Here is a 22,248-nt window from a genome sequence, read left to right on the forward strand (position 1 = left end):
GTGAAGGTTATTGCTTCATTTGTCTACCGATGAAGATTTCCGCTTCATTCCCAGAAGACGTGCTCCACGACGGCGTGAGCGCGCCGCGTCGTGCGCAGGTAGTCGTTCACCATCTGGTCCGAGGCGCCCTGCGGATAGCCGAGCACCTGCGCGACGGCGGCCCGCTCGCGAGCGTCGCGCGGGAGCTGGTCGAACGGCTTGCCCCGCACGAGCGTCACGGCGTTGCGGACCCGGCTCACCAGGCGCCAGGCCTCGGCAAGGGTGGCGGCGTCGTCCTCGGCGATCAGCCCGGCCTCGGCTGCGGCCCGGAGCGCGGGCAGCGTCTGGGGCGTCCGCAGCCCCTCGACGCGCCCGGCGTGCCGCATCTGGAGGAGCTGCACCGTCCACTCGACGTCGGCGAGCCCCCCGCGCCCGAGCTTGAGGTGGGTCTGCCGGTCGGCCCCGCGGGGCAGCCGCTCGTCGTCGACACGCGCCTTGATCCGACGCACCTCGACCACGTCGGACTCCGAGATGCCGTCGGCGGGGAAGCGGATCGGGTCGACCAGCTCGGTGAACCGCCGTCGCAGGTCCTCGTCGCCGGCCACCGCGTCCGCCCGGAGCAGCGCCTGGAACTCCCACACGTGCGACCACTTGGCGTAGTAGGCGGCGTAGGACTCCACCGTGCGCACCATCGGTCCGTTCTTGCCCTCGGGGCGCAGGTCCGGGTCGACCTCGAGCGGCGGGTCGCTGGCCGGCAGGGACAGCAGCCGCCTGACCTCTCCGACCACGGCCGTGGCGAACGACGAGGCCGCCTGCGGCTCGACGCCCGGCGCGGGCTCGTGCACGAACATCACGTCGGCGTCGCTGCCGTAGGACAGCTCGAAACCGCCGTAGCGGCCCATCGCGATGACCGCGATCCGGCTCGCAGGGGCCTCCAGGCCACGGTGCCGGCGCACCGACTCCGTGGCGACGGCGAGGGTCGCCTGCAGCGTGGCGTCGGTGAGGCGGCTGAGCCCCTGCCCGACCAGCGCCACGTCGGTCCCCGCCACGAGCTCGCCGCACGCGATCCGCAGCAGCTCGCGCCGGCGTACGGCGCGCACCGCGGCGACCGCGGACTCCGGGGTCTCCGCGCGCTCGACCAGCGCCTGCATCTCGGCCAGCGCGGCCTCGGCGCTCAGCGGCACCAGCGACTCGCCGAGCATCTTCACCCCCTGCGGCTCGCGCTCGAGCAGGTCGGTGGCGTAGCGGGACGTGCCCAGGACGAGGGCCAGCCGCTGCGCGACCTGGCCCTCGTCGCGCAGCATCGTGAGGTACCACGGCGTGCGCCCGAGGCTCTCGCTGATCCGCCGGAAGCCGAAGAGCCCGGCGTCCGGGTCGGGCGAGTCGGCGAACCACTCCAGCAGCACCGGCAGCAGGGTGCGCTGGATGTCGGAGGTGCGGGAGACCCCGCTCGTGAGTGCCTCGAGGTGGCGCAACGCGGCCCGCGGGTCGGCGTACCCGAGGGCGGACAGCCGCGCCTCCGCGGCCTCCAGCGACAGCCGCGCCTCGCTGCCGGGCAGCTTGGCGACCGCCCCGAGGAGCGGACGGTAGAACAGCTTCTCGTGGAGCCGGCGCACCTCGCGGCGGTGGTAGCGCCACTGCTTGTCGAGCGCGGCGGCGGGCTCGGAGAGGAACCCGAGCGAGCGGCCGAGGCGGCGCAGCGACGCCTCGTCGTCGGGCAGCACGTGGGTGCGTCGCAGCTGGTGCAGCTGGATGCGGTGCTCGAGGGCGCGGAGGAAGGAGTAGGCCTCGTGCAGCCGCTCGCCGTCCTCGCGACCGACGTAGCCCCCGGCCGTCAGCCGGGCCAGCGCGCTGAGGGTCGCGCCCTCCCGCAGCGACGGGTCGGAGCGACCGTGGACCAGCTGCAGCAGCTGCACGGCGAACTCCACGTCGCGCAAACCGCCCGAGCCGAGCTTGAGCTGGCGCTCGGCCTCGTGTGCCGGGATGTGCTCGAGCACCCGGCGGCGCATCGCCTGCACGTCGCCGACGAAGCCCTCGCGCTCCGCGGCGCTCCACACCATCGGGGCCACCATCTCGCAGTAGCGGCGGCCGAGGTCCCGGTCACCGGCGACGGGGCGGGCCTTGAGCAGCGCCTGGAACTCCCAGGTCTTCGCCCACTTCTCGTAGTAGCCCCGGTGGCTGGCCAGCGTCCGCACGAGCGGGCCCTGGCTGCCCTCGGGCCGCAGGTTGGCGTCGACCGGCCAGATGGTGCCCTCGCGGGTGTGGTCGGAGCAGATCCGCATGAGGTGCGAGGCCATCTGCGTGGCGGCCCGCAGCGCCGTCCCGTCGGCGCCGCCTCCTTCCGGGCCGCCGTCGGACGCCGGCTCGTAGACGAAGACCACGTCGACGTCGGAGATGTAGTTGAGCTCGTGGCCGCCGCACTTGCCCATCGCGATCACGGCGAGGCGTGCGGTGCGCGCGCTCTCCCCCAGACGCGAGCGGGCGATCGCGAGCGCGGCGTCCAGCGTCGCCGCGGCGAGGTCGGACAGCTCGGCGGCCGCGTCGTCGACGCTGAGGTGGTGGGCCAGGTCGCGGGAGGCCAGCCGGAGCAGGATGCGCCGGTACTCCACGCGCAGCGCGTCGACCGCCTCCGCGTCCGGCAGCCCGGCGACGGGCTCCTCGGCGTGCGGGTCGGCGCCCACCGCCGCCAGCATCGCCTCACGGACGGCGTACGCCGCGGTGCGGGTGCTGCCCAGCGTCGGGTCGGTCAGCTCCCGCCAGTGCTCCGGGTGTCGGACCAGGTGGTGCGTCAGCGCGACGCTGGCGCCGAGCACGCTGCACAGCCGCATGGCGGTGCCCTCGTCGTCGGCGACCTCCGCGAGCATCCGGCGCCCGGCCCCCTCCTCCTGCCCGTCGAGGGCCTCGACGAGTCGGAGCAGTCCGCCGAGCGCGGCGTCCGGGTCGGCGGAGGCGGCGAGCGTGTCGACGAGCGGCGCCCCCGCGTCACCGAGCCGCTCGACGCCCTGCGCGGCGGCGGCGCCGTCGACGAACCCCTTGCGCACGAACGACCCGGGCGACGTCATGGGGCCGGCCTCAGATCACCGGGAGCATCCGGTCGCGCTCGTAGGCCGAGACCTGCGTCCGGTACTCCTCCCACTCGGCGCGCTTGTTGCGCAGGAAGAAGTCGAAGACGTGCTCGCCCAGCGTCTCGGCGAGCAGCTCGGAGTCCTCGGCGACGCCGATGGCGTCCGACAGGCTGCGCGGCAGGGGCGTGATGCCCAGCGCGCGCCGCTCCCGCTCGGTCAGCGACCAGACGTCGTCCTCGGCCTCGCGAGGCAGCTCGTAGCCCTCCTCGATGCCCTTCATGCCCGCGGCGAGCACGACGGCGAAGGCGAGGTAGGGGTTGCAGGCCGGGTCGATCGTGCGCAGCTCGACGCGCGTCGACTGGCCCTTGTTGGGCTTGTACATCGGCACCCGGACCATCGCGGACCGGTTGTTGTGGCCCCAGCACACGCCCGAGGGCGCCTCGCCGCCGCCGAGCAGGCGCTTGTAGGAGTTGACCCACTGGTTGGTGACCACGCTGATCTCGCTGGCGTGGCGCAGGATGCCGGCGATGAACTGGCGTCCGGTGCGCGACAGCTGGTACTCCGCGCCCGCCTCGAAGAAGGCGTTGCGGTCGCCCTCGAAGAGCGAGACGTGGGTGTGCATGCCCGAGCCCGGGTGGGTGGTGAACGGCTTGGGCATGAACGACGCCCAGATGCCCTGACCGAGCGCCACCTCGCGGATGACGGTGCGGAAGGTCATGATGTTGTCGGCGGTGGTCAGCGCGTCGGCGTAGCGCAGGTCGATCTCCTGCTGGCCGGGACCGCCCTCGTGGTGGCTGAACTCCACCGAGATGCCCATCGCCTCGAGCATGGTGATCGCCTCGCGGCGGAAGTCCGCCCCCCGCGACTGGGCGGTGTGGTCGAAGAACCCGCTGCGGTCGACCGGCTGGGGCTCGTCACCCTTCCCGGGCACGTCCTTGAACAGGTAGAACTCGATCTCGGGGTGGGTGTAGAAGGTGAACCCCTTGTCGGCCGCCCGGCTCAGCGTCCGCTTCAGGACGTGGCGCGGGTCGGCGTACGACGGGCTGCCGTCGGGCATCACGATGTCGCAGAACATCCGTGCGGTGGCCGGGCCGCCGTCGTCGCCGGTGCGCCAGGGCAGGATCTGGAACGTCGAGGCGTCGGGGTGGGCGAGCATGTCGGACTCGTAGACGCGGGCGAAGCCCTCGATGGCCGAGCCGTCGAAGCCGATGCCCTCGTCGAAGGCGTTCTCGAGCTCGGCGGGCGCCACGCTCACGCTCTTGAGGAAGCCCAGCACGTCGGTGAACCACAGCCGCACGAACCGGACGTCGCGCTCCTCGAGCGCCCGGAGCACGAAGTCCTCTTGCTTGCCCATGGCACCACCCTAGGGGGCGTCGGCGGCCGTTCCGTCCGGTGGCTGAGGTGTGGTCGGTGCTAGCGTCGCGAGACCAGTCGCCCGCTCGGGCCCGCCCCCCACGGGAAGGGACACTGCACGATGAGCCACCACGACGAGTCCTCCGGCACCTCCGCCCCCACGCCACCGGACAGCTTCCTGCTCCGCCACCTCGGCGAGGAGGCACGGCGCCTGGCCCGGACGGCGCGGGCCCCGGAGGCCACCACCGCCGGCGCCGACCCGGACGTCCTCGCGGCGCTGGGTGCGGCCGTGGACGAGCTCGCGCCGACGCTGCTCGCCGCCAGCCACGACCTGTCGGAGCATCCCGAGGTCTCCTTCGAGGAGCACCGGTCGGCGGCCGTGCTCGCCGACCTCGTCGAGGGGCGCGGGATCGACGTGGTCCGCCAGGCGCACGGGCTCCCCACCGCGCTGCGCGCCGAGGTCGGCGACCCCGACGGTCCCACCATCGCGGTGCTCTCGGAGTACGACGCCCTGCCGGGCATCGGGCACGGCTGCGGCCACAACGTCATCGCCACCGCCGGGCTGGGGGCGTTCCTGGCACTGGCCGCCGTCGCCGACCGCCTGCCGGGTCGCGTCGTGTGGCTCGGCACCCCCGCGGAGGAGGGCGGCGGTGGCAAGGAGCTCATGGCGGCCGACGGGGCGTTCGAGGGCGTGGACGCGGCGCTCATGGTGCATCCGTTCACCTACGACATCGCCGACCCGCTCTTCCTCGGCCGCCGGCAGCTCCGCGCCACCTTCACCGGCATCACCTCGCACGCCTCGGCGCAGCCGTTCATGGGCCGCAACGCCCTCGACGCGGTCAACCTCATGTACACCGGCGTCGGGCTCCACCGTCAGCAGATGCCGCCGACGGACCGCGTGCACGGCGTCGTCACCGCCGGCGGAGAGCGACCCAACGTCATCCCCGAGCACGCCGAGATGCTGTTCTACCTGCGCAGCGAGCACCCCGAGGGGCTCGCCGTCCTCAGCGACCGGCTCGCCGACATCGCCCGCGGCGCGGCCCTCATGACCGGGTGCGGCGTGGAGCTGTCCTGGGACGAGGCACCGGCCTACCTGCCCGTCCGCGGCAACGGCCCCCTCGCCGCGGCGTGGACCACCCGCTACGGCGAGCGGGGGCGCACCGTGCTGCCGCCGGACGTGGTGCCGCGGATGTTCGCCGGCTCGACCGACTTCGGCAACGTCTCCTACCGGCTGCCGGGGGTCCACGCGATGGTCCGGATCACCGACGCCGACCTGTCGCTCCACACCCGGGAGTTCGCCGACGCCGCGGTGAGCGAGGAGGCCGACCGGGTGGTGCTCGACTCGGCCTGGTCGCTGGCGGCGGTCTGCGCCGACTGGCTCAGCGACGCCGAGCTGCGGCAGGCGGCCGCCGACGACTTCGCGGCCGCCGGCGGCGCCGTCGACGTCGCGTCCTACTTCGGGGAGGGCTGAGCGATGACCGCCACCGACGCGACGCCGTCGCGCACCGACCGGGCCCTGGCCGCCGTCGAGCGCGTCGGCAACCGGCTCCCCGACCCGTTCCTGCTGTTCCTCGGCCTGTTCCTCGTCGTCGGCGTGATCTCCACGGTGCTGCAGCTGCTCGGCACCGCGGTGACCATCCCCGGGTCGGACGAGGAGACGGCCGTCCGCGGCCTCTTCACCGGCGAGGGGCTGTCCTGGCTGACGGTCAACCTCGGCGCCAACTTCATCGGCTTCCCGCCGCTGGTGACCGTCGTGACGATCCTGCTCGCCGTCACCGTCGCCGAGCGCACCGGCCTGCTCGGCGCGGCGATCCGTGCCAGCCTCGGATCGGCGCCGCGCTGGCTGCTGCCGTACGCCGTCGGGTTCGTCGGGGTGAACGCGTCGGTGATGGCCGACGCCGCCTTCATCGTGGTGCCGCCCCTGGCGGCGATGGTCTTCAAGGCAGCCGGGCGGCATCCGCTCGCGGGCCTGGTCGGAGGCTTCGCCGCCGTCGGTGCCGGCTACTCCACCTCGATGCTGGTCACCAGCCTGGACGCGCTGTTCGCCGGGATCACCAGCTCCGTGACGACCGGCCTGCCCGAGGCCGGGGCGGCGGTCACCCCGGTCTCCAACCTCTGGTTCAACATGGCGTCGTCGGTCGTGCTGGCGCTGATCGCGGGCCTGGTGATTGACCGCCTCGTCGAGCCGCGCCTGGTCCGCGAGGACGCGCCGGTCGACATGGTCGAGCAGGACGACGCCGCCGCCACCCTCGACGGCGGCGCGGGTGACGACGAGGACGTCGCCCCCGCGCTGCGGGCGGCGCCCGTGGACCTCTCCCCCGACCTGAAGCCGGCGGAGCGTCGCGGGCTGCGCGTGGCGGGCCTGGTGTTCCTCGCGCTCGCCGTCGTGATCCTGGCGGCGGTGCTGCCGGGCGGGTCGCCGTGGCGCAACGAGGACGGGGCGTTCCTTCCGGAGTCCCCGCTGCTGGACTCCACGGTGTTCGTCGTGTTCGTGATGTTCCTCGGGCCCGCCCTGGCGTACGGCTTCGTGAGCGGGTCCCTGCGCGAGGCCGCCGACGTGCCCAAGGTGATGGGCCTGGGCATCAAGGACATGGCCGCCTTCATCGTGCTGGCGTTCATGCTCGGTCAGTTCATCGCCCTCTTCAACTGGAGCAACGTCGGCTCCGCGCTGGCCGTCGCGGGCGCCGACGGCCTCGAGTCGATCGGCCTCACCGGCTACCCCGCCATCATCGGGTTCATCCTGCTCGCGTCGTTGCTCAACCTGTTCATCGTCAGCGGCTCCTCGATGTGGACGCTGATGGGCGCGGTCTTCGTGCCGCTGTTCGCGCTCCTGGGCTACGAGCCGGGGTTCGTGCAGGCGGCGTTCCGGGTGGGCGACTCGGCCACCCAGGTGATCACGCCGATGAACCCCTACATCTGGATCTTCCTCGTGATGCTCAAGCGCTACGAGCCCGACGCGGGGCTCGGCACCGTCATCTCGCGGATGATCCCGTTCGTGGTGCCCTTCTGGATCTCCTGGGTGGCCGTGCTCACCGTCTTCTACCTGACGGGCGCCGACGTCGGGCCGGGGGTCGGGATCCGGATCTGACCGCGCGGTCGCGGCCCCCAGCGTCCCGCCGCCGATCCCCGGGCCCGGTCAGGCGCGGCGTCAGCGGCAGATGTTGACGTCCTGGGAGCCGAGGACGCCGTCCCAGACCTCGCGCATCGGCCCGAGCCAGCTCTCGGTCGTCGGCACGAACGCGATGCTGCCGTTGACCTTCTTCCTCACGCCGTCCACGCGCACCTTCTCGACGACGAGGGGGACGGTGACCTCGCGGCGGCGCACCCCCTCCCAGCAGGCCGAGGCACGCTTCTTCGTCACCGCCTCCTCGAGCGTGACCGGGTCGCCGACCCGCTCGCCGTTGTAGCGCCACGCGACGGTGGTGAGGTAGCCGGTGTGGCCCTCCCACGGCGCCACGACGGTCACCGACATGCCCCACGTGCGCCTGGTGGCCACGTCGAAGGTGACCGTGCCGCCCCGCACCTCCTTGGTCCTGGACCGCCAGACGTGGACCACGTCGGCATCGAGCGTGCCGCGTGCGTTGACGAGCTGGACCTCGCAGCCCTCGCAGTCCTCGACCGCGAAGGTCAGGGCCGTGCGGGCCTGGGCGCCGCGCTGGTCGGGCTGAGCCCCGACGGGGGTGGCCTGGGCCACCGCCGCGGGGGCTGCGAGCGAGCCGGCGAGCAGCGCGGCGCCGAGGGCGGTGCCGAGGGTGGTGCCGAGGGTGGTCATGCGGTTGGTCATCTGTCTCTCCCCGTGAAGTGGTCGTCGAGGGGTGGACGCGCCGCGACAGCGGGAGGTTGCATCTTCCTCAGTCGTCGGCGAGCGTGTTGCGCTCGAGCTCGGCGAGGGTGGGTCGGCCCCGGTTGCAGAAGACCTCGAGGTCCACGGAGTTGCGGCCGTCGCTGAAGACCGCGTCCACGTCGTCGTCCGGGCCCTTCTCCCAGCTCACGACCCGCCACCCGGCCGCCTCGTCGGGTCGTACGCCGACGCCGTACGCCCACGTGTCCCGGCACTGCACCACGAAGGCGCCCCACTCACCGGAGATCTCCTCGCGCACCCGTGGCCCGTCGGGTGCCGGGACCGAGGCGGGGTCGACGGCGGTGTCGCGCACCACCTCGTCGCCGACGGGGCCGCGGTCGCGGATCGTCGCCCCGACGGTGGACACGGCGAAGACGCCGACCAGCACGGCCACGGCCGTGGTGGCGGCCCACAGCCCGACGAGCAGCATCCGACGCCTCACCGGACCATCGTGCCGCCTGCCGGGTGAGGACGAGGCCAGGCGGTGGTTAAGGCGCGGCTAAGGCCGGGGGCGGCCGGCGTCCGGGACGGTACGGTCTCGGGCGTGGCCGAGGTGCTGATCATCGAGGACGACGACCGGATCAGGCCGTTGCTGGTGCGCGGCCTGCGCGAGTGCGGCCACACCGTGACCTCGGCACCGAACGGGATGGGCGGCCTCCAGCTCGCCGTCGACTCCTCACCCGACCTGGTCGTCCTCGACCTGGGCCTTCCCGACGTCGACGGCACGCAGGTCCTCTCGATGCTGCGGGCCGTGAGCGAGGTGCCGGTCATCATCGCCAGCGCCCGCGCGGACGACCCGTCGCTCGTGGGCGCGCTCGACGCCGGCGCCGACGACTACGTCGTCAAGCCCTTCACGAGCGCCCAGCTCGACGCCCGCATCCGGGCGGTGCTGCGGCGCGTCGACGCCGGCCGCCAGCGGCCCAGCACGGTGACCGTCGGCGGGCTGGCGGTCGACCTCGCCGGCCGGCGGGTCCACCTCGACGGTCGCGAGGTCGAGCTCACACCGCGGGAGTTCGACCTCCTCGCCCACCTCGCCGAGCGTCCGGGCGAGGTGGTCACCAAGCGCGACCTGCTGGTCGAGGTCTGGCGGCAGCCGTGGGGCGGCTCCGACAAGACGGTGGACGTCCACCTCTCCTGGCTGCGCCGCAAGCTCGGCGAGACCGCCGCCGCGCCCCGCTACCTGACCACGGTCCGCGGCGTCGGCGTACGCCTCGCGGCTCCCGAGCCGACCCCGGAGCCGGCCCCCGAGCCGGCCCACGGGCCGGCTGCCGAGGACGGCTGAGGTGCGCCGCAGCCTCCTGCTCACCGCGGCGGCGGCGATCTCGATGGTCCTGCTCGCCATGCTGGTGCCGATGGCCATCCTGGTCCGCAGCTACGCCTTGGAGGACCGGCTGGCGCGGGCCGCGCTCGAGGTGCAGGCGGTCGAGACGGTGGTGTCCGGGCAGGACAAGGGCGTCGTCGGGCAGTACGTCGCCCGGCTCAACGACGCCGCCGAGCACACCCGGGTCACCGTGCTCTACCCCGACGGGACCGGGGTCGGGCCCGACCCCGGCGAGGACGAGCGGGTCCTCGACGCGCGCAACACCGGGCGCGCCCGCGTCGACGACGTGGCCGGCGGTTCGCAGGTCCTCGTGCCGGTCTCCCGTGGCGGCAACTCGGCCCTCCCGTCGCTGACGCCGGTGATCCGGGTCGTCGTGGACGAGCCGGGGATCACCTCTGCGGTGGGCGTCGCCTGGGGCCTGCTCGGGCTGCTCGCGCTGACCCTGCTCGCCGGCTCCCTGGTCGTCGTCGACCGCTTGGGCCGGTCGGTCGTCCAGCCCATCCGCCGGCTCGCCGAGCACACCCAGACGCTCGGGCGCACCGGCACGGTCGCGCCGGTGGCGGCGGTGTCCGGACCGCGCGAGGTGCAGGAGCTCGCCGGCGCCGTCGACCGCCTCGTCGGCCGGATCCAGCTCCTGCTCGCGCGCGAGCGGGAGCACGTCGCCGACCTCTCCCACCGCCTCCGCACCCCGGTGACCGCGCTGCGGCTGCGGGTGGAGGCGGTGACCGACCCCGACCTGCGCGAGCGGCTCGCCGGTGACCTCGACGCCCTCCAGGCGACGGTCGACGAGATCGTGCGCGAGGCACGGCGCTCGGAGCGCGAGGGCCTCGACCCCCGCACCGACGCGGTCGCGGTCATCGCCGAGCGCGTCCGTCACTGGGAGCCGCTCGCCGAGGACCAGGGCCGGCCCTACGACCTCGCCCTGGCCACGCACGGTCCGCTGCTGCGCACCAGCCGTGCCGACCTCGAGGCCCTGGTCGACGTGCTGCTCGACAACGTCTTCTCGCACACCGCCGACGACGCCGCCGTACGCGTGAGCCTGACCGCCACCGACGACCGCGTCGAGCTCGTCGTCGACGACGCCGGGCCCGGCCTGCCCGACGGCCTGGACCCCACCGGTCGGGGCGAGAGCGGAGCCGGGTCCACCGGCCTCGGCCTCGCGATCGCGGCGCGAACGGCCGCGGACTCGGGCGGAAGCCTCACGACGGGCACCTCCGACATGGGGGGAGCCCGGGTCGCCGTCACGTTGAGGACGGCCTGACCCGGGCTCCAGCCGGTCGGCGGGCCGCCGACCGGGCGTGCGTCAGCGCACGGTGACCTTCGTGGAGCAGGTCCTGCCGCCCGCCGGTGTCACGGACAGCCGGAAGGTGTCGGAGCCCGCGGTGTCGCCACGGAACGTGTCGAGGTCCAGCTCGCCCTCGCCGTCGGCGCGCAGCACCCGCGACGTCGCGACCCTGCCGTCGTGCCGGATGCTCACCCGCCACTCGCTGCCGACCCGGGCGCCGTCGACGTCGGCGTCGACCTCGAAGCCGCCTCGCTCACGGTCGACGCCGAGCTCGTACGTCGCGCCGGCGCAGGTGCCCCGCCGCTCGACGTCGGCACTCGCCGGTCCGGCGACCAGGACGGTGGTGCCCGCCGCGGCGGTGGCGACGAGGGCGGTGCTGGCGATCAGCTTCTTCATGGTGTCTCCTCTGTTCGGTCGGGTGCGGGTCAGGAGCCGAGGGTGGCCGTGCACGGCTCGCCCTCGGCGGGGCTGAAGGTGACGGTGTACGTCGCGTCGCCGGGGTTGCCGGAGCTGTAGGCGTCGACGTCGATCTCGCCGTCCTCGTCGGTGGTGCGGCTGCCGTCGAGCAGCGACGCCTCGCCGCGGAGCAGCTCCACCTGCCACTCCTCGCCCGGACCGGAGGACTGCAGCTCCGCACTCACCTCGGTGCCGTCGTCCTCCGCCTCGGCGCTGAGCTCCCAGGTCGCGCCGCCGCACGTGCCGCGCTCGCTGGTCTGGTCCTCGACGGCGTTGCCGACGGCCCACCAGGCTCCGGCTCCGACGATGACCGCCGCGGCGACGCCCCCTCCGATGACTGCCTTGTGCACGATTCCTCCTCGTCCGACGCCGTGGTGGCGTCACGACAGGAAGGCTCGTCGAGGCGCGGCTAACCGCGCTCCAGCCCGCCGCTAAGGGCAGGCAAAGTCGTCCGGAGCGGTGCGTGAGGCAGGTTTTGCGCCTCGGAAAGGTGCCTCACGCACCGCCACGCACCTGTCCACCCGAGCAGCGGTGAGTGACGCAGGTTCTGCGCTCCGGAAAGGTGCCTCACACACCGCCCCGCCCCCAACCACCCGAGCAGCGGTGCGTCACGCAGGTTCCGCGCCCCGGAAAGCTGCCTCACGCACCGCCCCGCCCCCAACTAGCCGACGAGCGGTGAGTCACGCAGGTTCCGCGCCCCGAGAAGCTGCCTCACGCACCGCCCCGCCCCCGCTCCGCCCGGGCAGCGGTACGTGACGCAGGTTCCGCGCCCCGAAAAGCTGCCTCACGCACCGCCCCGCACCCGTCCACCCGACCAGCGGTGCGTGACGCAGGTTCCACGCCCCGAAAAGCTGCCTCACGCACCGCCCCCCGGCCCGCGCCCACCCGAGCTGCGGTGAGTCACGCAGGTTCCGCGCCCCGAAAATCTGCCTCACGCACCGCCCCAGGGTCAGGACGCCGGGACGTCCCGCTCGATCTCGGCCAGCCACGCCGTGCCCTTGGCGTCGCTGGGCATTCGCCAGTCGCCGCGCGGGCTCATCGTGCCGCTCGGGCTGACCTTGGGCCCGTTGGGCAGCGCCGAGCGCTTGAACTGGTTGGCGAAGAAGCGGCGGACGAACACCTGCAGCCAGGTGCGCACCTCCTCGAGCGTGTACGCCACGCGCGCGTCCTCGGGGAAGCCGGGCGGCCACTCCCCCGACTCGACGTCCTTCCACGCGTGCCAGGCCAGGAAGGCGATCTTGCGCGGCCGGAAGCCGTGCCGCACCACCAGCGCCAGCGTGAAGTCCTGCAGGTTGTAGGGACCCACCGTGTCCTGAGTCGCCTGCGGCTTCTTGCCCTCCTCGATGGGCACCAGCTCGGGGGTGATCTCCTGCTGGAGGATCTCCCTGAGGAGGTCGTTGGCCTCCTCGAGCTCGCCGTGGCTGATGACCCAGCGGATCAGGTGCTGCACGAGCGTCTTGGGGACCCCGGCGTTGACGGTGTAGTGCGACATCTGGTCGCCGACGCCGTACGTGCACCACCCGAGCGCCAGCTCCGACAGGTCACCGGTGCCGACGACGATGCCGCCGCGCTGGTTGGCCAGCCGGAAGAGGTAGTCGTAGCGCAGCCCCGCCTGCACGTTCTCGAAGGTGACGTCGTAGACCTTCTCCCCGCGCGAGTAGGGGTGCCCCATGTCCGCCAGCATCTGCTCGGCCGCCGGGCGGATGTCGATCTCCTCGAAGGTGACGCCGAGCGCCTGCGACAGCCGGGTGGCGTACGACTTGGTGGTCGACCCGGTCGCGAAGCCGGGCATCGTGAACGCCAGCACGTCGCTGCGCGGACGGCCCAGCCGGTCCATCGCCTTGCACGCCACGATCAGCGCGTGGGTGGAGTCGAGGCCGCCGCTCACGCCGATCACGGCCTTCGGCGTGCCGATCGACGACAGGCGTCGCTCGAGGCCGGAGACCTGGATGTTGTAGGCCTCGTAGCAGTCGAGCTCGAGCCGCTCGGCGTCGTCGGGGACGAACGGGTAGCGGTCCACCTTGCGCAACAGGCCGATGTCGCCGGCGGGCGGCTCGAGCTGCCACTCCACCGTGCGGAACCGCTGGACGCGCTCGGCGTGGGTGCGGCGGTTGTCGTCGAAGGTGACCTGCCGCATCCGCTCCTGGCGGATCAGGTCGAGGTCGACGTCGACCACGGTGCGCCGCGGACCGTCGGGGAACCGCTCGCTCTCCCCCAGCAGCGAGCCGCACTCGTAGACCATGGTCTGGCCGTCCCAGCTCAGGTCGGTCGTCGACTCGCCCTGGCCGGCTGCCGCATAGACGTACGCCGCCGCGCACCGCGAGCTCGCGCTGCGGACCAGCAGCCGACGGTCCTCCGCGCGGGCGATCGTGATCGGCGACCCGCTGAGGTTGACGAGCAGGGTCGCGCCCGCGAGGGCAGCCTCCGCGCTCGGCGGCACCGGCACCCACAGGTCCTCGCAGACCTCGACGTGCATGTCGAGCCCCGGGACGTCGAGGCACCGGAAGATCAGGTCCGGTCCGAACCGGACGTCCTGCCCGGCGAGGGTCACCCACTCGAGCTCGCGGTCGTCGCCCGGTGCGAACCACCGGCGCTCGTAGAACTCGCGGTAGTTGGGCAGGTAGGACTTCGGGGCGACGCCCAGGATCGACCCGCGGTGCACGACGACCGCGCAGTTGAAGACCCGGTTGCCCTGCACCACCGGCGCGCCCACGACCAGCATCGTCATCAGGTCGGCGCTCGCCGCGACGATCTCGGCGATCGCGTCCTCCACGCCCGCGAGCAAGGTGTCCTGGAGGAACAGGTCGTCGGCCGAGTAGCCGGTCAGGCCCAGCTCGGGGAACACCGCGACAGCGACGTGGTCGTCGTGGCAGGCCCGCGCCTGCTCGATGACGGCCGCCGCGTTCGCGGCCGGGTCGGCGAGGTGCACGGGCAGCGTGCAGGCCGCGATGCGGGCGAATCCCTGGGCATAGGCGGAGTAGAAGTCCACGGCGTCACTCTAGGGACCGCCGCATCGCCACGTGTGCCTCCCTCCGGGCGGTCGGTCGGGCACGGGGCCGGGCTCGACCGCGGGCTCGCGCATCCTCGGGTCGCCCACGACGACCGGTCCGCGAGCGGCGGAAAAGGTGGGGACGAGTTGCCGTGGCGCGTCCTACGGTGCGGTCATGGCCCTCGACATCAGCCCCTGCTCCACCGACGAGGACCTCGAGGCCTGGCGTCGGGTGCGGATCGCGGTGGTCCCCTACGAGCGCACGCAGTCCGTCGCGGAGCTGCGGGCCGCCGACACCCCCGAGCGACTGCTGGTCCTCGCTCGCGAGGACGGCGTGGTCGTCGGCTCGGGGATGGCCAACCGGTCCGACCTGGCCGGATCGGGCAGCGTCGCCCCGCGCGTCCTGCCCGAGCACCGGCGCCGCGGCGTCGGCACCGCGCTCCTGCAGCGCCTGGTCCAGCACGTGGAGGGCCTCGGCTACCCGATGCTGCGTGCCGGCGCGGACGACGAGGGGTCCCTGGCGTTCGGGCGGCGTGCCGGTTTCGCCGAGGTCAACCGGGAGGTGGAGCAGACGTTCCGCATCGAGGGGCCGGTCGAGGTGTCCCCGGTGCCGGACGGCATCGAGGTGGTCACGGCCGAGGAACGCCCCGGCCTGTGGGAGGCGGCCTACGAGCGCTTCGGGCGCGAGGCGCTGGCCGGCTTCGCCGTCGACACGCCGCTCGACGTCACGCCGCAGGGCTGGGTGCAGTCGTGGCGCGTCGACCCGACGTTCCTCGCCCTCCACGACGGCGAGGTCGTCGGGTGCGCCGGCCTCGGGCTCGACCCCGACCAGCCGGACCGCGCGGAGAACGGTCTCACCGCCGTGCGCGGCGACTGGCGTGGCCGCGGCCTCGCCGTGCACCTCAAGCAGGTCGCCCTCGCCTGGGCCGCCGACCACGGGGTCCACGAGGTCTACACGTGGACCCAGGACGGCAACGCCGCCATGCGCGCCCTCAACACCCGGCTGGGCTACGCGACGACGAGGGTCGGTGTCCAGCTGGCCCGCCCCGTCCACCCGGGCTGAGGCACCCTTTCGGGCACTGTCACCCGACGTCCGACGCGCCGTAGCGTCAGAGGGTGCGCCCCACCCCTCGCACCACCCCGCGCCCCCCGTCCACCGCTCCGGCCCCTCGGCGCGCCGCGCTCGCCGTGTCCCTCGCCGCGCTGGCCGGGAGCCTGTTCGCCGGCCTGCCGACCTCGGCGGCCCAACCCGCGCCGGCGACCACCGCCGCTCCCGGCGCGACGGTCGCGCCGGCCGGCCGGTCGGCCGCGCAGGCGCCCGTCCTGCGGGTGCGCACGGTCGCCCGCCGCCTCGCGCACCCGTGGGACGTCCAGCAGGCGCCGGGCGGGCGGCTCGTCGTCTCCGAGCGCGACCGCGCCCGCCTCAGCGTCGTACGCAAGGGGAAGCGGCGCACGCTCGCCAACCTGAGGCGGTCGGTCTGGGTGTCCGGCGAGACCGGCCTGCTGTCCCTCGCGGTCGACCCCGGGTCGCGCACGCTGTGGGCCTGCCACGGCGCCACCCGCCGAGGTCGCCACGAGGTGCGGGTGACGCGCTGGCGGGTCGACCGCGCCTGGCGCCGCCTGTCCCACCGCGCCGTGGTGCTCGGCGGGATCCCCGCGACCTCCGGCCGCCACGGCGGCTGCCGCCTGCTGCTCGACCGCGACAGCGACGCGCTGCTCATCGGCACCGGTGACGCCGCCGTCGGGACCCATCCGCGCGACCTCGACTCGCTCGGCGGCAAGGTGCTGCGCGTGCACCGCCGCACCGGCGCGGCGATGCCCGACAACCCCTTCGCCGGCGCCAGCGGCAAGCGGCGGTTCGTGTGGACCTACGGCCACCGCAACGTGCAGGGGCTGGCCCAGCGCGCCGACGGGTCGGTGTGGTCGGTCGAGCACGGCAGCTACCGCGACGACGAGGTCAACCGTCTCGTGCCGGGCGGCGACTACGGCTGGAACCCGGTGCCCGGCTACGACGAGTCCGTCCCGATGACCGACCACTCCCTGCCCGGCGAGCAGCAGGCGGCCGCCTGGTCCTCCGGGAGGCCGACGATCGCGACGTCCGGCGCCGCGTGGGTGAGCGGCGCGCAGTGGGGCAGCCTCGACGGCACCCTCGCCGTGGCGGCGCTCAAGGGCTCGCGCGTGGTCTTCATGCGCTTCGACCGCGACGGTGTGCTCCGGGACGTGGTCCGGCCGCGGCGGCTCACCGGCCTGGGCCGGCTGCGCTCGGTCACCAGCGCACGCAACGGCGACCTGCTCGTGACGACTGACAACGGCGCCCGCGACCGGGTCCTGCGGGTGTCCCCGCGCTGACGCCATCCGTGCAAGGACACCCCCGAATCTGGGGTTGCCCGGTGGGCGCCGTGCGCCGCTAGCGTCGATGACGTGCGCCTCCACCTTCGGACGACCCTGCTGCCCGTTGCCCTCGGCACCTCGCTCGCGCTGGCCCTGCCCGCGTGCAACGCCTCGGCCGGTCCCGATCCCCAGGCACGGACAGCGAGCTCGTCCCCGAAGGTCGGAGAACCGGCGGACGGGCGGTCCTCCGGGCGGTCCTCCGAGCGGTCTTCTGCGGCTCGAGGGCTGCGCGTGCGCGTCGTCGCGCGCGGCCTGGAGCACCCGTGGGACGTCCAGCAGGCGCCCGGCGGACGGCTCGTCGTCTCCGAGCGCGACCGCGCCCGCATCAGCGTGGTCCGCAAGGGAAAGCGTCGCACCCTCGTGGACCTGTCCGGGCAGGTCCGGGTGGAGGGCGAGACCGGCCTGATGTCGCTCGCGGTGGACCGCAGGCGTCGGGTGGTATGGGCCTGCCACGGCGCTGCGGCGGGCAACGCGTACGACGTTCGGGTGACCCGCCTGCGGGTCGACTCCCGGTGGCGCCGGGTCACGGGATCGCGGACGCTCATCGCCGGGTTCCCCGCCACCAGCGGCCGGCACGGCGGCTGCCGACTCCTCCTCGACCGCGTCGGGCCGGCGCTGCTCATCGGCACGGGCGACGCCGCCGTCGGCACCGTCCCGCAGGACCTCGACTCCCTGGGTGGCAAGGTGCTGCGGATACACCGGGACTCCGGTGCTGCCCTGCCGGGCAACCCATGGGCCTCCGCGGCGACTGCCCGCCGGTTCGTCCTGACCTACGGCCACCGCAACGTCCAGGGCCTGGCGCAGCGCCGGGACGGGTCGTTGTGGTCGGTGGAGCACGGCCCGTCGGAGGACGACGAGGTCAACCGTCTCGTGGCCGGCGGCAACTACGGCTGGAACCCCGTGCCGGGATATGAGTCCTCAGTGCCGATGACCGACCACTCGCTGCCCGGGACCCAGGTCGACGCCCGGTGGTCCACCGGCTCCCCGACCAAGGCGATCGCCGGGGCGGCATGGGTGCGCGGCCGGCATTGGGGCGCCCTCGACGGCACGCTCGCCGTCGCTGCCCTCAAGGACGAAGAGCTGCTCTTCCTGCGCTTCGACGCGGATGGTCGCTTCATCTCCGTCCGGATTCCGGAGGAGCTTACGGGGTTCGGGCGGCTCCGCTCGGTCACGTCCGCACGCAACGGCGACCTGCTTCTCACGACCGACGAGGGCGACGACGACGAGGTGCTCCGCGTCTCCCCGCGCTGACGTCGCGCTGGCCGACCCGCTCCCGACCGCGCGCGGTGAGCCCCGCACGGACCGTCCGCGCACGGCGCGTGACCGGCGACACACGGTCCTACCGGCGGGTTCGCCACTAGCCTGAGACGCGGTCCGTGGACTCCACCGGGGAGCCGCGAGATGACGAGGAGCACCGCATGTCCCACGAGTCCGCCCCGCCCGAGGAGACCGCCCCCTACGGCACCGGCGCCGCACCCACCACGCCGGCCGCCGCGCCCGTGAAGCGGGTGCGCACCCACCACCTGCGCGAGATGAAGGAGCGCGGCGAGCGCATCACCATGCTCACGGCGTACGACATGTACACCGCCGCCACCTTCGACGAGGCAGGCATCGACCTCCTCCTCGTCGGCGACTCCGCCTCGAACAACGTCTTCGGCAACGAGACGTCGCTGCCGGTGACGGTCGACGAGCTGCTCCCCCTGACCCGCGCGGTGGCGCGCTCGGTGACCCGGGCGATGGTCGTCGGCGACCTGCCCTTCGGCAGCTACCAGGCCTCCCCGGAGCAGGGCTACCTGACCGCCGTCCGCTTCATGAAGGAGGCCGGCGCGCACTGCGTGAAGCTCGAGGGCGGCGCCGAGATGGCCCCCGTGATCCGCAGGTGCACCCAGGGCGGCATCCCCGTCATGGCGCACATCGGCTTCACCCCGCAGTCCGAGCACACCCTCGGCGGCTACCGCGTACAGGGCCGCGGCGACGCGAGCGACCGGGTCCTCGCCGACGCCCACGCGGTGCAGGAGGCCGGCGCGTTCGCCGTCGTGATGGAGATGGTCCCCGGCGACGTGGCCGCGCGGATCAGCAAGGAGCTCACCATCCCCACCATCGGCATCGGCGCCGGGGCCGGCTGCGACGGCCAGGTGCTCGTGTGGCAGGACGCCTTCGGCCTGCGCACGGGCAGGATGGCGCGCTTCGTCAAGCAGTACGCCGACGTGCACGGGGTGCTGCTCGAGGCGGCGAAGGCCTACGCCGACGACGTGCGCGGCGGCACCTTCCCCGGTCCCGAGCACACGTTCTGAGAGCCTGCGGCTGCGGTCACGACCAGCCGAGGTAGCGGGCGCCGCCCACCACCGTCGCGAACCAGACCACCGCCACGACCACCGGCAGCAGCGCCACCGTGCGGGGACGGCGTACGAACCAGGCGACCGCCAGGGCCAGGGCGACCAGCCACACGAGCGCGAGCCCGGCGAAGGCCCACCACGGAGCGGCGACCGCGACGCTGGTCGCGCCGATCAGGAAGGCGACGCACGCCAGGCCGACGAGCCCGGCGACGGGCCACGGCGAGATCGGGGTGCCCCGGGCCGGCGGTCGAGCGGGGGCGCTCAGCGGCCCGGGGTCCCGTCGGCGCCGTCCGAGCCGTCGTCGTTCCACCTCGGGTCGTTGTCCCAGGCCTCGTTGCGCTCGGCGACCTTGTCGAGCGCGCGGGACGCCTCCGCCGGGCTGGCGTAGGGGCCGAGGCGGTCGGCGTTCTTGCAGCCGTCGCGTCCCTCGACCGTGTGGTGGGTCAGGCAGAACCAGTATTCGTCCTCGCTCATGCCGCGAAACTACACTCGCGCACGTGCCCGCCGTAGCCCCTGCCGTGATCTCCCCCCGGCGGGCCGTCCCGCCGCACATCGCCCGTCCCGAGTACGTCGACCGGCCCGCCCCGCAGCGCTTCACCGGCGAGGAGGTCAAGGACGCCGAGACCATCGAGCGGATGCGGGTCGCCGGCCGGCTCGCCGCCCAGGCGCGCGAGCTCGTCGGGTCGCACGTGGCGCCCGGGGTGACCACCGACGAGCTCGACCGCATCGGCCACGAGTTCCTCTGCGACCACGGCGCCTACCCCTCCACCCTCGGCTACCGGGGCTTCCCCAAGTCGCTGTGCTCCAGCGTCAACGAGGTCGTCTGCCACGGCATCCCGGACTCCCGCGTCGTCGAGGACGGCGACATCGTCAACATCGACATCACGGCCTACATCGGCGGGGTGCACGGCGACACCAATGCCACCTTCCTCGCCGGCGACGTCGACGAGGAGTCGCGCCTGCTCGTCGAGCGGACCCGGGAGTCGCTCGACCGCGCGATCAGGGCCGTGAAGCCGGGGCGCCGGGTCAACGTGATCGGCCGGGTCATCGAGGCCTACGCCAAGCGCTTCGGCTACGGCGTCGTCCGCGACTTCACCGGTCACGGCATCGGCACCGCGTTCCACTCCGGGCTGATCATCCCCCACTACGACGACCCGCGGTACGACGACGAGATCCGCGTCGGGATGACCTTCACCATCGAGCCGATGCTCAACCTCGGCACGCCCGACTACGACATGTGGGACGACGGGTGGACCGTCGTGACCCGCGACCGCCGCCGGTCCGCGCAGTTCGAGCACACCCTCCTCGTGACCGAGGATGGCGCCGAGGTCCTCACCCACCCCTAGACTCGTCCGCGAGTGGGTCGGCCGGGCGGCCGCGGTCCGCCGCCTCCGGGCGGTGGGTCGAGGAAGGTCCGGGCTCCACAGGGCAGGGTGGTGGCCAACAGCCACCCGGGGCAACCCGCGGGATCAGTGCCACAGAGAACAGACCGCCTCCCCTCCACGTCCGCGTGGCGGGGCGGCAAGGGTGAAACGGTGGTGCAAGAGACCACCAGTGCGCCGGGCGACCGGCGCAGCTAGGCAAACCCCACCCGGAGCAAGATCAGACAGGATGCGTCCGAGGGCGGCCCGCCCGAGCATCCGGGTAGATCGCACCAGGCGGCCGGCAACGGTCGTCGCAGATGGATGGTCGCCCCTGCGCAAGCAGGACAGAACCCGGCCTACAGGCCGGCCCACTCCTCACCATCCCCTCCGACCTGAGGGGTGTGCACCTGGTGCGCCGGACCGAGGTCCTTGTCCGACGAGTCAGGCAGGCGACAGCATCGCGGCGCTGACCCACATCTCCACGATCCCCCAGCCGACACCGGGCTCCTGGGCGGCCACCGCGATCCGACCGTCGTAGTGACCACCGGTGTTGCGCCACCCGAGCAGCAACGCCGGCTGCCGTCCGTGCGGGCCGTCGTACCAGCAGTGGCGGACAGGCGGAGCGGTCTCGACCGGCTCCGGAACCGAGTCCGCCCCCGGGAACCAACCCGCTGGCCGCTGCCCGTGGAGGTCCGAGGTGCCGTGGCCCTGGCGCGCTCGGGTGTTCGCGACCCGCTGCGCCAGCGTCTCGTGCCCGCCGGGTGTCATGCCGCCCGCCATGGGACAACTCTAGAACATGTGTTCGACTGAGGCCCCGCAGGCGGTGACCGTCACGGCCGCGTCCGGCGCGCCGGACGACCGCGACCCGCGTCGTGGCCGGGCACCTGTCGTACGGGCCGGGTCGCGCACGACTTCGGGTCGTCCGGCGCGCCTGTGGACGGACGATGCGCCGACTCAGCGGTCGAGGGCAGTCTGGCGCAGTGGATCCCGTGACGGCCCTCGAGCGCCTCGGCGGCGTCGCCCGAGCCGAGGAGCTGTTGCGCCTCACCACCCGCCGCACGCTGCGCCGGGCTGTCCACGACGGCCGCGTCGACCGCTGCGCCCTCGGTCGGTACGCCCTCCCCACCGCCGCCGCGGCACAGCGGGCGGCGACTGCACTGACCGCCGTGGTGTGCCTGCGCAGCGCCGCTGCTCACCACGGGTGGGAGCTCAAGCTGCAGCCGCCCGCTCCCGAGCTGGTGGTGCGGCGCGGGCGCAAGCTCGCTCCCGGACAGCGCACAGGAGTCACCATCCGGTGGGCGAACCTGGCTGACGACCAGGTGAGGGACTGCGTCACGAGTCCCGTGCGCACGGTCGTCGACTGTGCGCGCGTCCTGCCGTTCGACGAGGCACTCGCCGTCGCCGACTCGGCGCTGCGGTCCGGGGTCCTCTGCCGCGACGACCTCGAGGGCCTGGACGTGCGCGGTGCGGGCGCCGCTGCCGTGCGCCGGGTGCTGCGGCAGGCCGACGGCCGCGCGGCCAACCCGTTCGAGTCCGTCCTCCGGGCACTGTGCCTCGAGAGCGGGCTCGACGTGGAGCCCCAAGCCATCGTCGGCCTCGGCACCGGGACGGTCCGCCCGGACCTCGTCTGCCGCCCGCTGCGCGTGGCCCTCGAGGCCGACTCCTGGACCTTCCACGCCTCGCGGAGCGCCCATCGCCGGGACTGCGCGCGCTACAACCTGCTCGTGCTGCGCGACTGGCGGGTGCTGCGCTTCACGTGGGAGCAGGTCATGCACGACCAGCCGTACGTCCGGTGGGTGCTGTCGGAGCTCACCCGGCGCGTCGAACGACCGGAAATCAGCGACACGCTCCCGCGCTCCGCGTGAGCG

At 73.7% G+C, this 22,248-nt stretch carries 20 protein-coding genes and 1 other RNA gene; 11 read left to right on the top strand and 10 right to left on the bottom strand.

From position 1 onward, the window contains the following. Nucleotides 1-44: 44 nt before the first annotated feature. Together J3P38_RS13220 and J3P38_RS13225 are read right to left on the bottom strand one after the other, a co-directional pair. Nucleotides 45-3,041, bottom strand: coding sequence for a bifunctional [glutamine synthetase] adenylyltransferase/[glutamine synthetase]-adenylyl-L-tyrosine phosphorylase (locus J3P38_RS13220; RefSeq protein ID WP_210503980.1), 2,997 nt, complete (start codon nt 3,039-3,041; stop codon nt 45-47). A gap of 10 nt (nt 3,042-3,051) precedes the next feature. Further along, nucleotides 3,052-4,398, bottom strand: a complete 1,347-nt coding sequence (locus tag J3P38_RS13225) for a glutamine synthetase family protein (protein ID WP_210503981.1) — start codon at nt 4,396-4,398, stop codon at nt 3,052-3,054. 120 nt (nt 4,399-4,518) lie between these two features. Here J3P38_RS13225 and J3P38_RS13230 point away from each other — a divergent pair, with 120 nt between their 5' ends. Together J3P38_RS13230 and J3P38_RS13235 are read left to right on the top strand one after the other, a co-directional pair. Then, nucleotides 4,519-5,868, top strand: a complete 1,350-nt coding sequence (locus J3P38_RS13230) for a M20 family metallopeptidase (RefSeq protein WP_210503982.1) — start codon at nt 4,519-4,521, stop codon at nt 5,866-5,868. Nucleotides 5,869-5,871: 3 nt separating this feature from the next. After that, nucleotides 5,872-7,485, top strand: a complete 1,614-nt coding sequence (locus tag J3P38_RS13235) for an AbgT family transporter (RefSeq protein WP_210503983.1) — start codon at nt 5,872-5,874, stop codon at nt 7,483-7,485. 60 nt (nt 7,486-7,545) lie between these two features. Here J3P38_RS13235 and J3P38_RS13240 read toward each other — a convergent pair whose 3' ends face one another. Both J3P38_RS13240 and J3P38_RS13245 read right to left on the bottom strand, forming a co-directional pair. After that, nucleotides 7,546-8,181 carry a hypothetical protein gene (locus tag J3P38_RS13240; RefSeq protein ID WP_210503984.1) on the bottom strand — a complete coding sequence of 212 codons (636 nt, stop codon included), beginning with the start codon at nt 8,179-8,181 and terminating at the stop codon, nt 7,546-7,548. 67 nt (nt 8,182-8,248) lie between these two features. Continuing rightward, nucleotides 8,249-8,680, bottom strand: a complete 432-nt coding sequence (locus J3P38_RS13245; RefSeq protein ID WP_210503985.1) for a hypothetical protein — start codon at nt 8,678-8,680, stop codon at nt 8,249-8,251. Nucleotides 8,681-8,782: 102 nt separating this feature from the next. On the opposite strand from J3P38_RS13245, the gene J3P38_RS13250 reads away from it, so the two are divergent. After that, nucleotides 8,783-9,520 (top strand): response regulator transcription factor, encoded by a 738-nt coding sequence (locus tag J3P38_RS13250; protein ID WP_210503986.1) that lies wholly within the window; start codon nt 8,783-8,785, stop codon nt 9,518-9,520. A gap of 1 nt (nt 9,521) precedes the next feature. Next, a complete protein-coding gene (locus J3P38_RS13255; RefSeq protein ID WP_210503987.1) occupies nt 9,522-10,820 on the top strand; it encodes a sensor histidine kinase in 1,299 nt (432 codons plus the stop codon). 42 nt (nt 10,821-10,862) lie between these two features. Here J3P38_RS13255 and J3P38_RS13260 read toward each other — a convergent pair whose 3' ends face one another. The 3 genes from J3P38_RS13260 to J3P38_RS13270 form a co-directional block, all read right to left on the bottom strand. Then, on the bottom strand, nt 10,863-11,240 hold the full coding sequence (locus tag J3P38_RS13260) for a hypothetical protein (RefSeq protein WP_210503988.1): 378 nt from the start codon (nt 11,238-11,240) through the stop codon (nt 10,863-10,865). A 29-nt stretch (nt 11,241-11,269) separates the two neighbouring features. After that, nucleotides 11,270-11,650 carry a hypothetical protein gene (locus J3P38_RS13265; RefSeq protein ID WP_210503989.1) on the bottom strand — a complete coding sequence of 127 codons (381 nt, stop codon included), beginning with the start codon at nt 11,648-11,650 and terminating at the stop codon, nt 11,270-11,272. A gap of 599 nt (nt 11,651-12,249) precedes the next feature. Then, nucleotides 12,250-14,289 carry an NAD(+) synthase gene (locus J3P38_RS13270; RefSeq protein ID WP_210503990.1) on the bottom strand — a complete coding sequence of 680 codons (2,040 nt, stop codon included), beginning with the start codon at nt 14,287-14,289 and terminating at the stop codon, nt 12,250-12,252. 175 nt (nt 14,290-14,464) lie between these two features. Here J3P38_RS13270 and J3P38_RS13275 point away from each other — a divergent pair, with 175 nt between their 5' ends. From J3P38_RS13275 to panB, 4 genes are all read left to right on the top strand, one after another. After that, nucleotides 14,465-15,352, top strand: a complete 888-nt coding sequence (locus tag J3P38_RS13275; RefSeq protein ID WP_210503991.1) for a GNAT family N-acetyltransferase — start codon at nt 14,465-14,467, stop codon at nt 15,350-15,352. A gap of 53 nt (nt 15,353-15,405) precedes the next feature. Next, nucleotides 15,406-16,638, top strand: a complete 1,233-nt coding sequence (locus J3P38_RS13280; RefSeq protein WP_210503992.1) for a PQQ-dependent sugar dehydrogenase — start codon at nt 15,406-15,408, stop codon at nt 16,636-16,638. Between the two features lie 273 nt (nt 16,639-16,911). Beyond that, nucleotides 16,912-17,931 (top strand): PQQ-dependent sugar dehydrogenase, encoded by a 1,020-nt coding sequence (locus J3P38_RS13285; protein WP_210503993.1) that lies wholly within the window; start codon nt 16,912-16,914, stop codon nt 17,929-17,931. A gap of 167 nt (nt 17,932-18,098) precedes the next feature. Beyond that, entirely contained in the window at nt 18,099-18,974 is an 876-nt protein-coding gene (gene panB, locus J3P38_RS13290) for a 3-methyl-2-oxobutanoate hydroxymethyltransferase (RefSeq protein ID WP_210503994.1), read from the top strand. 16 nt (nt 18,975-18,990) lie between these two features. Here panB and J3P38_RS13295 read toward each other — a convergent pair whose 3' ends face one another. Both J3P38_RS13295 and J3P38_RS13300 read right to left on the bottom strand, forming a co-directional pair. After that, on the bottom strand, nt 18,991-19,326 hold the full coding sequence (locus J3P38_RS13295) for a hypothetical protein (protein ID WP_210503995.1): 336 nt from the start codon (nt 19,324-19,326) through the stop codon (nt 18,991-18,993). Next, entirely contained in the window at nt 19,278-19,490 is a 213-nt protein-coding gene (locus J3P38_RS13300; RefSeq protein WP_210441493.1) for a hypothetical protein, read from the bottom strand. The genes J3P38_RS13295 and J3P38_RS13300 overlap by 49 nt, the downstream gene beginning before the upstream one ends. A 23-nt stretch (nt 19,491-19,513) precedes the next feature. Here J3P38_RS13300 and map point away from each other — a divergent pair, with 23 nt between their 5' ends. Together map and rnpB are read left to right on the top strand one after the other, a co-directional pair. Continuing rightward, on the top strand, nt 19,514-20,362 hold the full coding sequence (gene map / locus J3P38_RS13305) for a type I methionyl aminopeptidase (RefSeq protein WP_210503996.1): 849 nt from the start codon (nt 19,514-19,516) through the stop codon (nt 20,360-20,362). Between the two features lie 13 nt (nt 20,363-20,375). Beyond that, nucleotides 20,376-20,755, top strand: an RNA gene (gene rnpB, locus J3P38_RS13310) — RNase P RNA component class A. Between the two features lie 66 nt (nt 20,756-20,821). Here the strand turns inward: rnpB and J3P38_RS13315 are convergent. Beyond that, the gene (locus tag J3P38_RS13315; protein ID WP_210441529.1) at nt 20,822-21,160 is read right to left on the bottom strand and encodes a hypothetical protein; all 339 of its coding nucleotides are present in this window, start codon (nt 21,158-21,160) and stop codon (nt 20,822-20,824) included. Nucleotides 21,161-21,360: 200 nt separating this feature from the next. On the opposite strand from J3P38_RS13315, the gene J3P38_RS13320 reads away from it, so the two are divergent. After that, nucleotides 21,361-22,245 carry a PDDEXK family nuclease gene (locus J3P38_RS13320; protein WP_210503997.1) on the top strand — a complete coding sequence of 295 codons (885 nt, stop codon included), beginning with the start codon at nt 21,361-21,363 and terminating at the stop codon, nt 22,243-22,245. The last annotated feature ends 3 nt before the right edge of the window (nt 22,246-22,248 follow it).

Origin of the sequence: Nocardioides xinjiangensis, assembly GCF_017916455.1 — a bacterium.
In the GTDB taxonomy this organism is placed as follows: domain Bacteria; phylum Actinomycetota; class Actinomycetes; order Propionibacteriales; family Nocardioidaceae; genus Nocardioides; species Nocardioides xinjiangensis.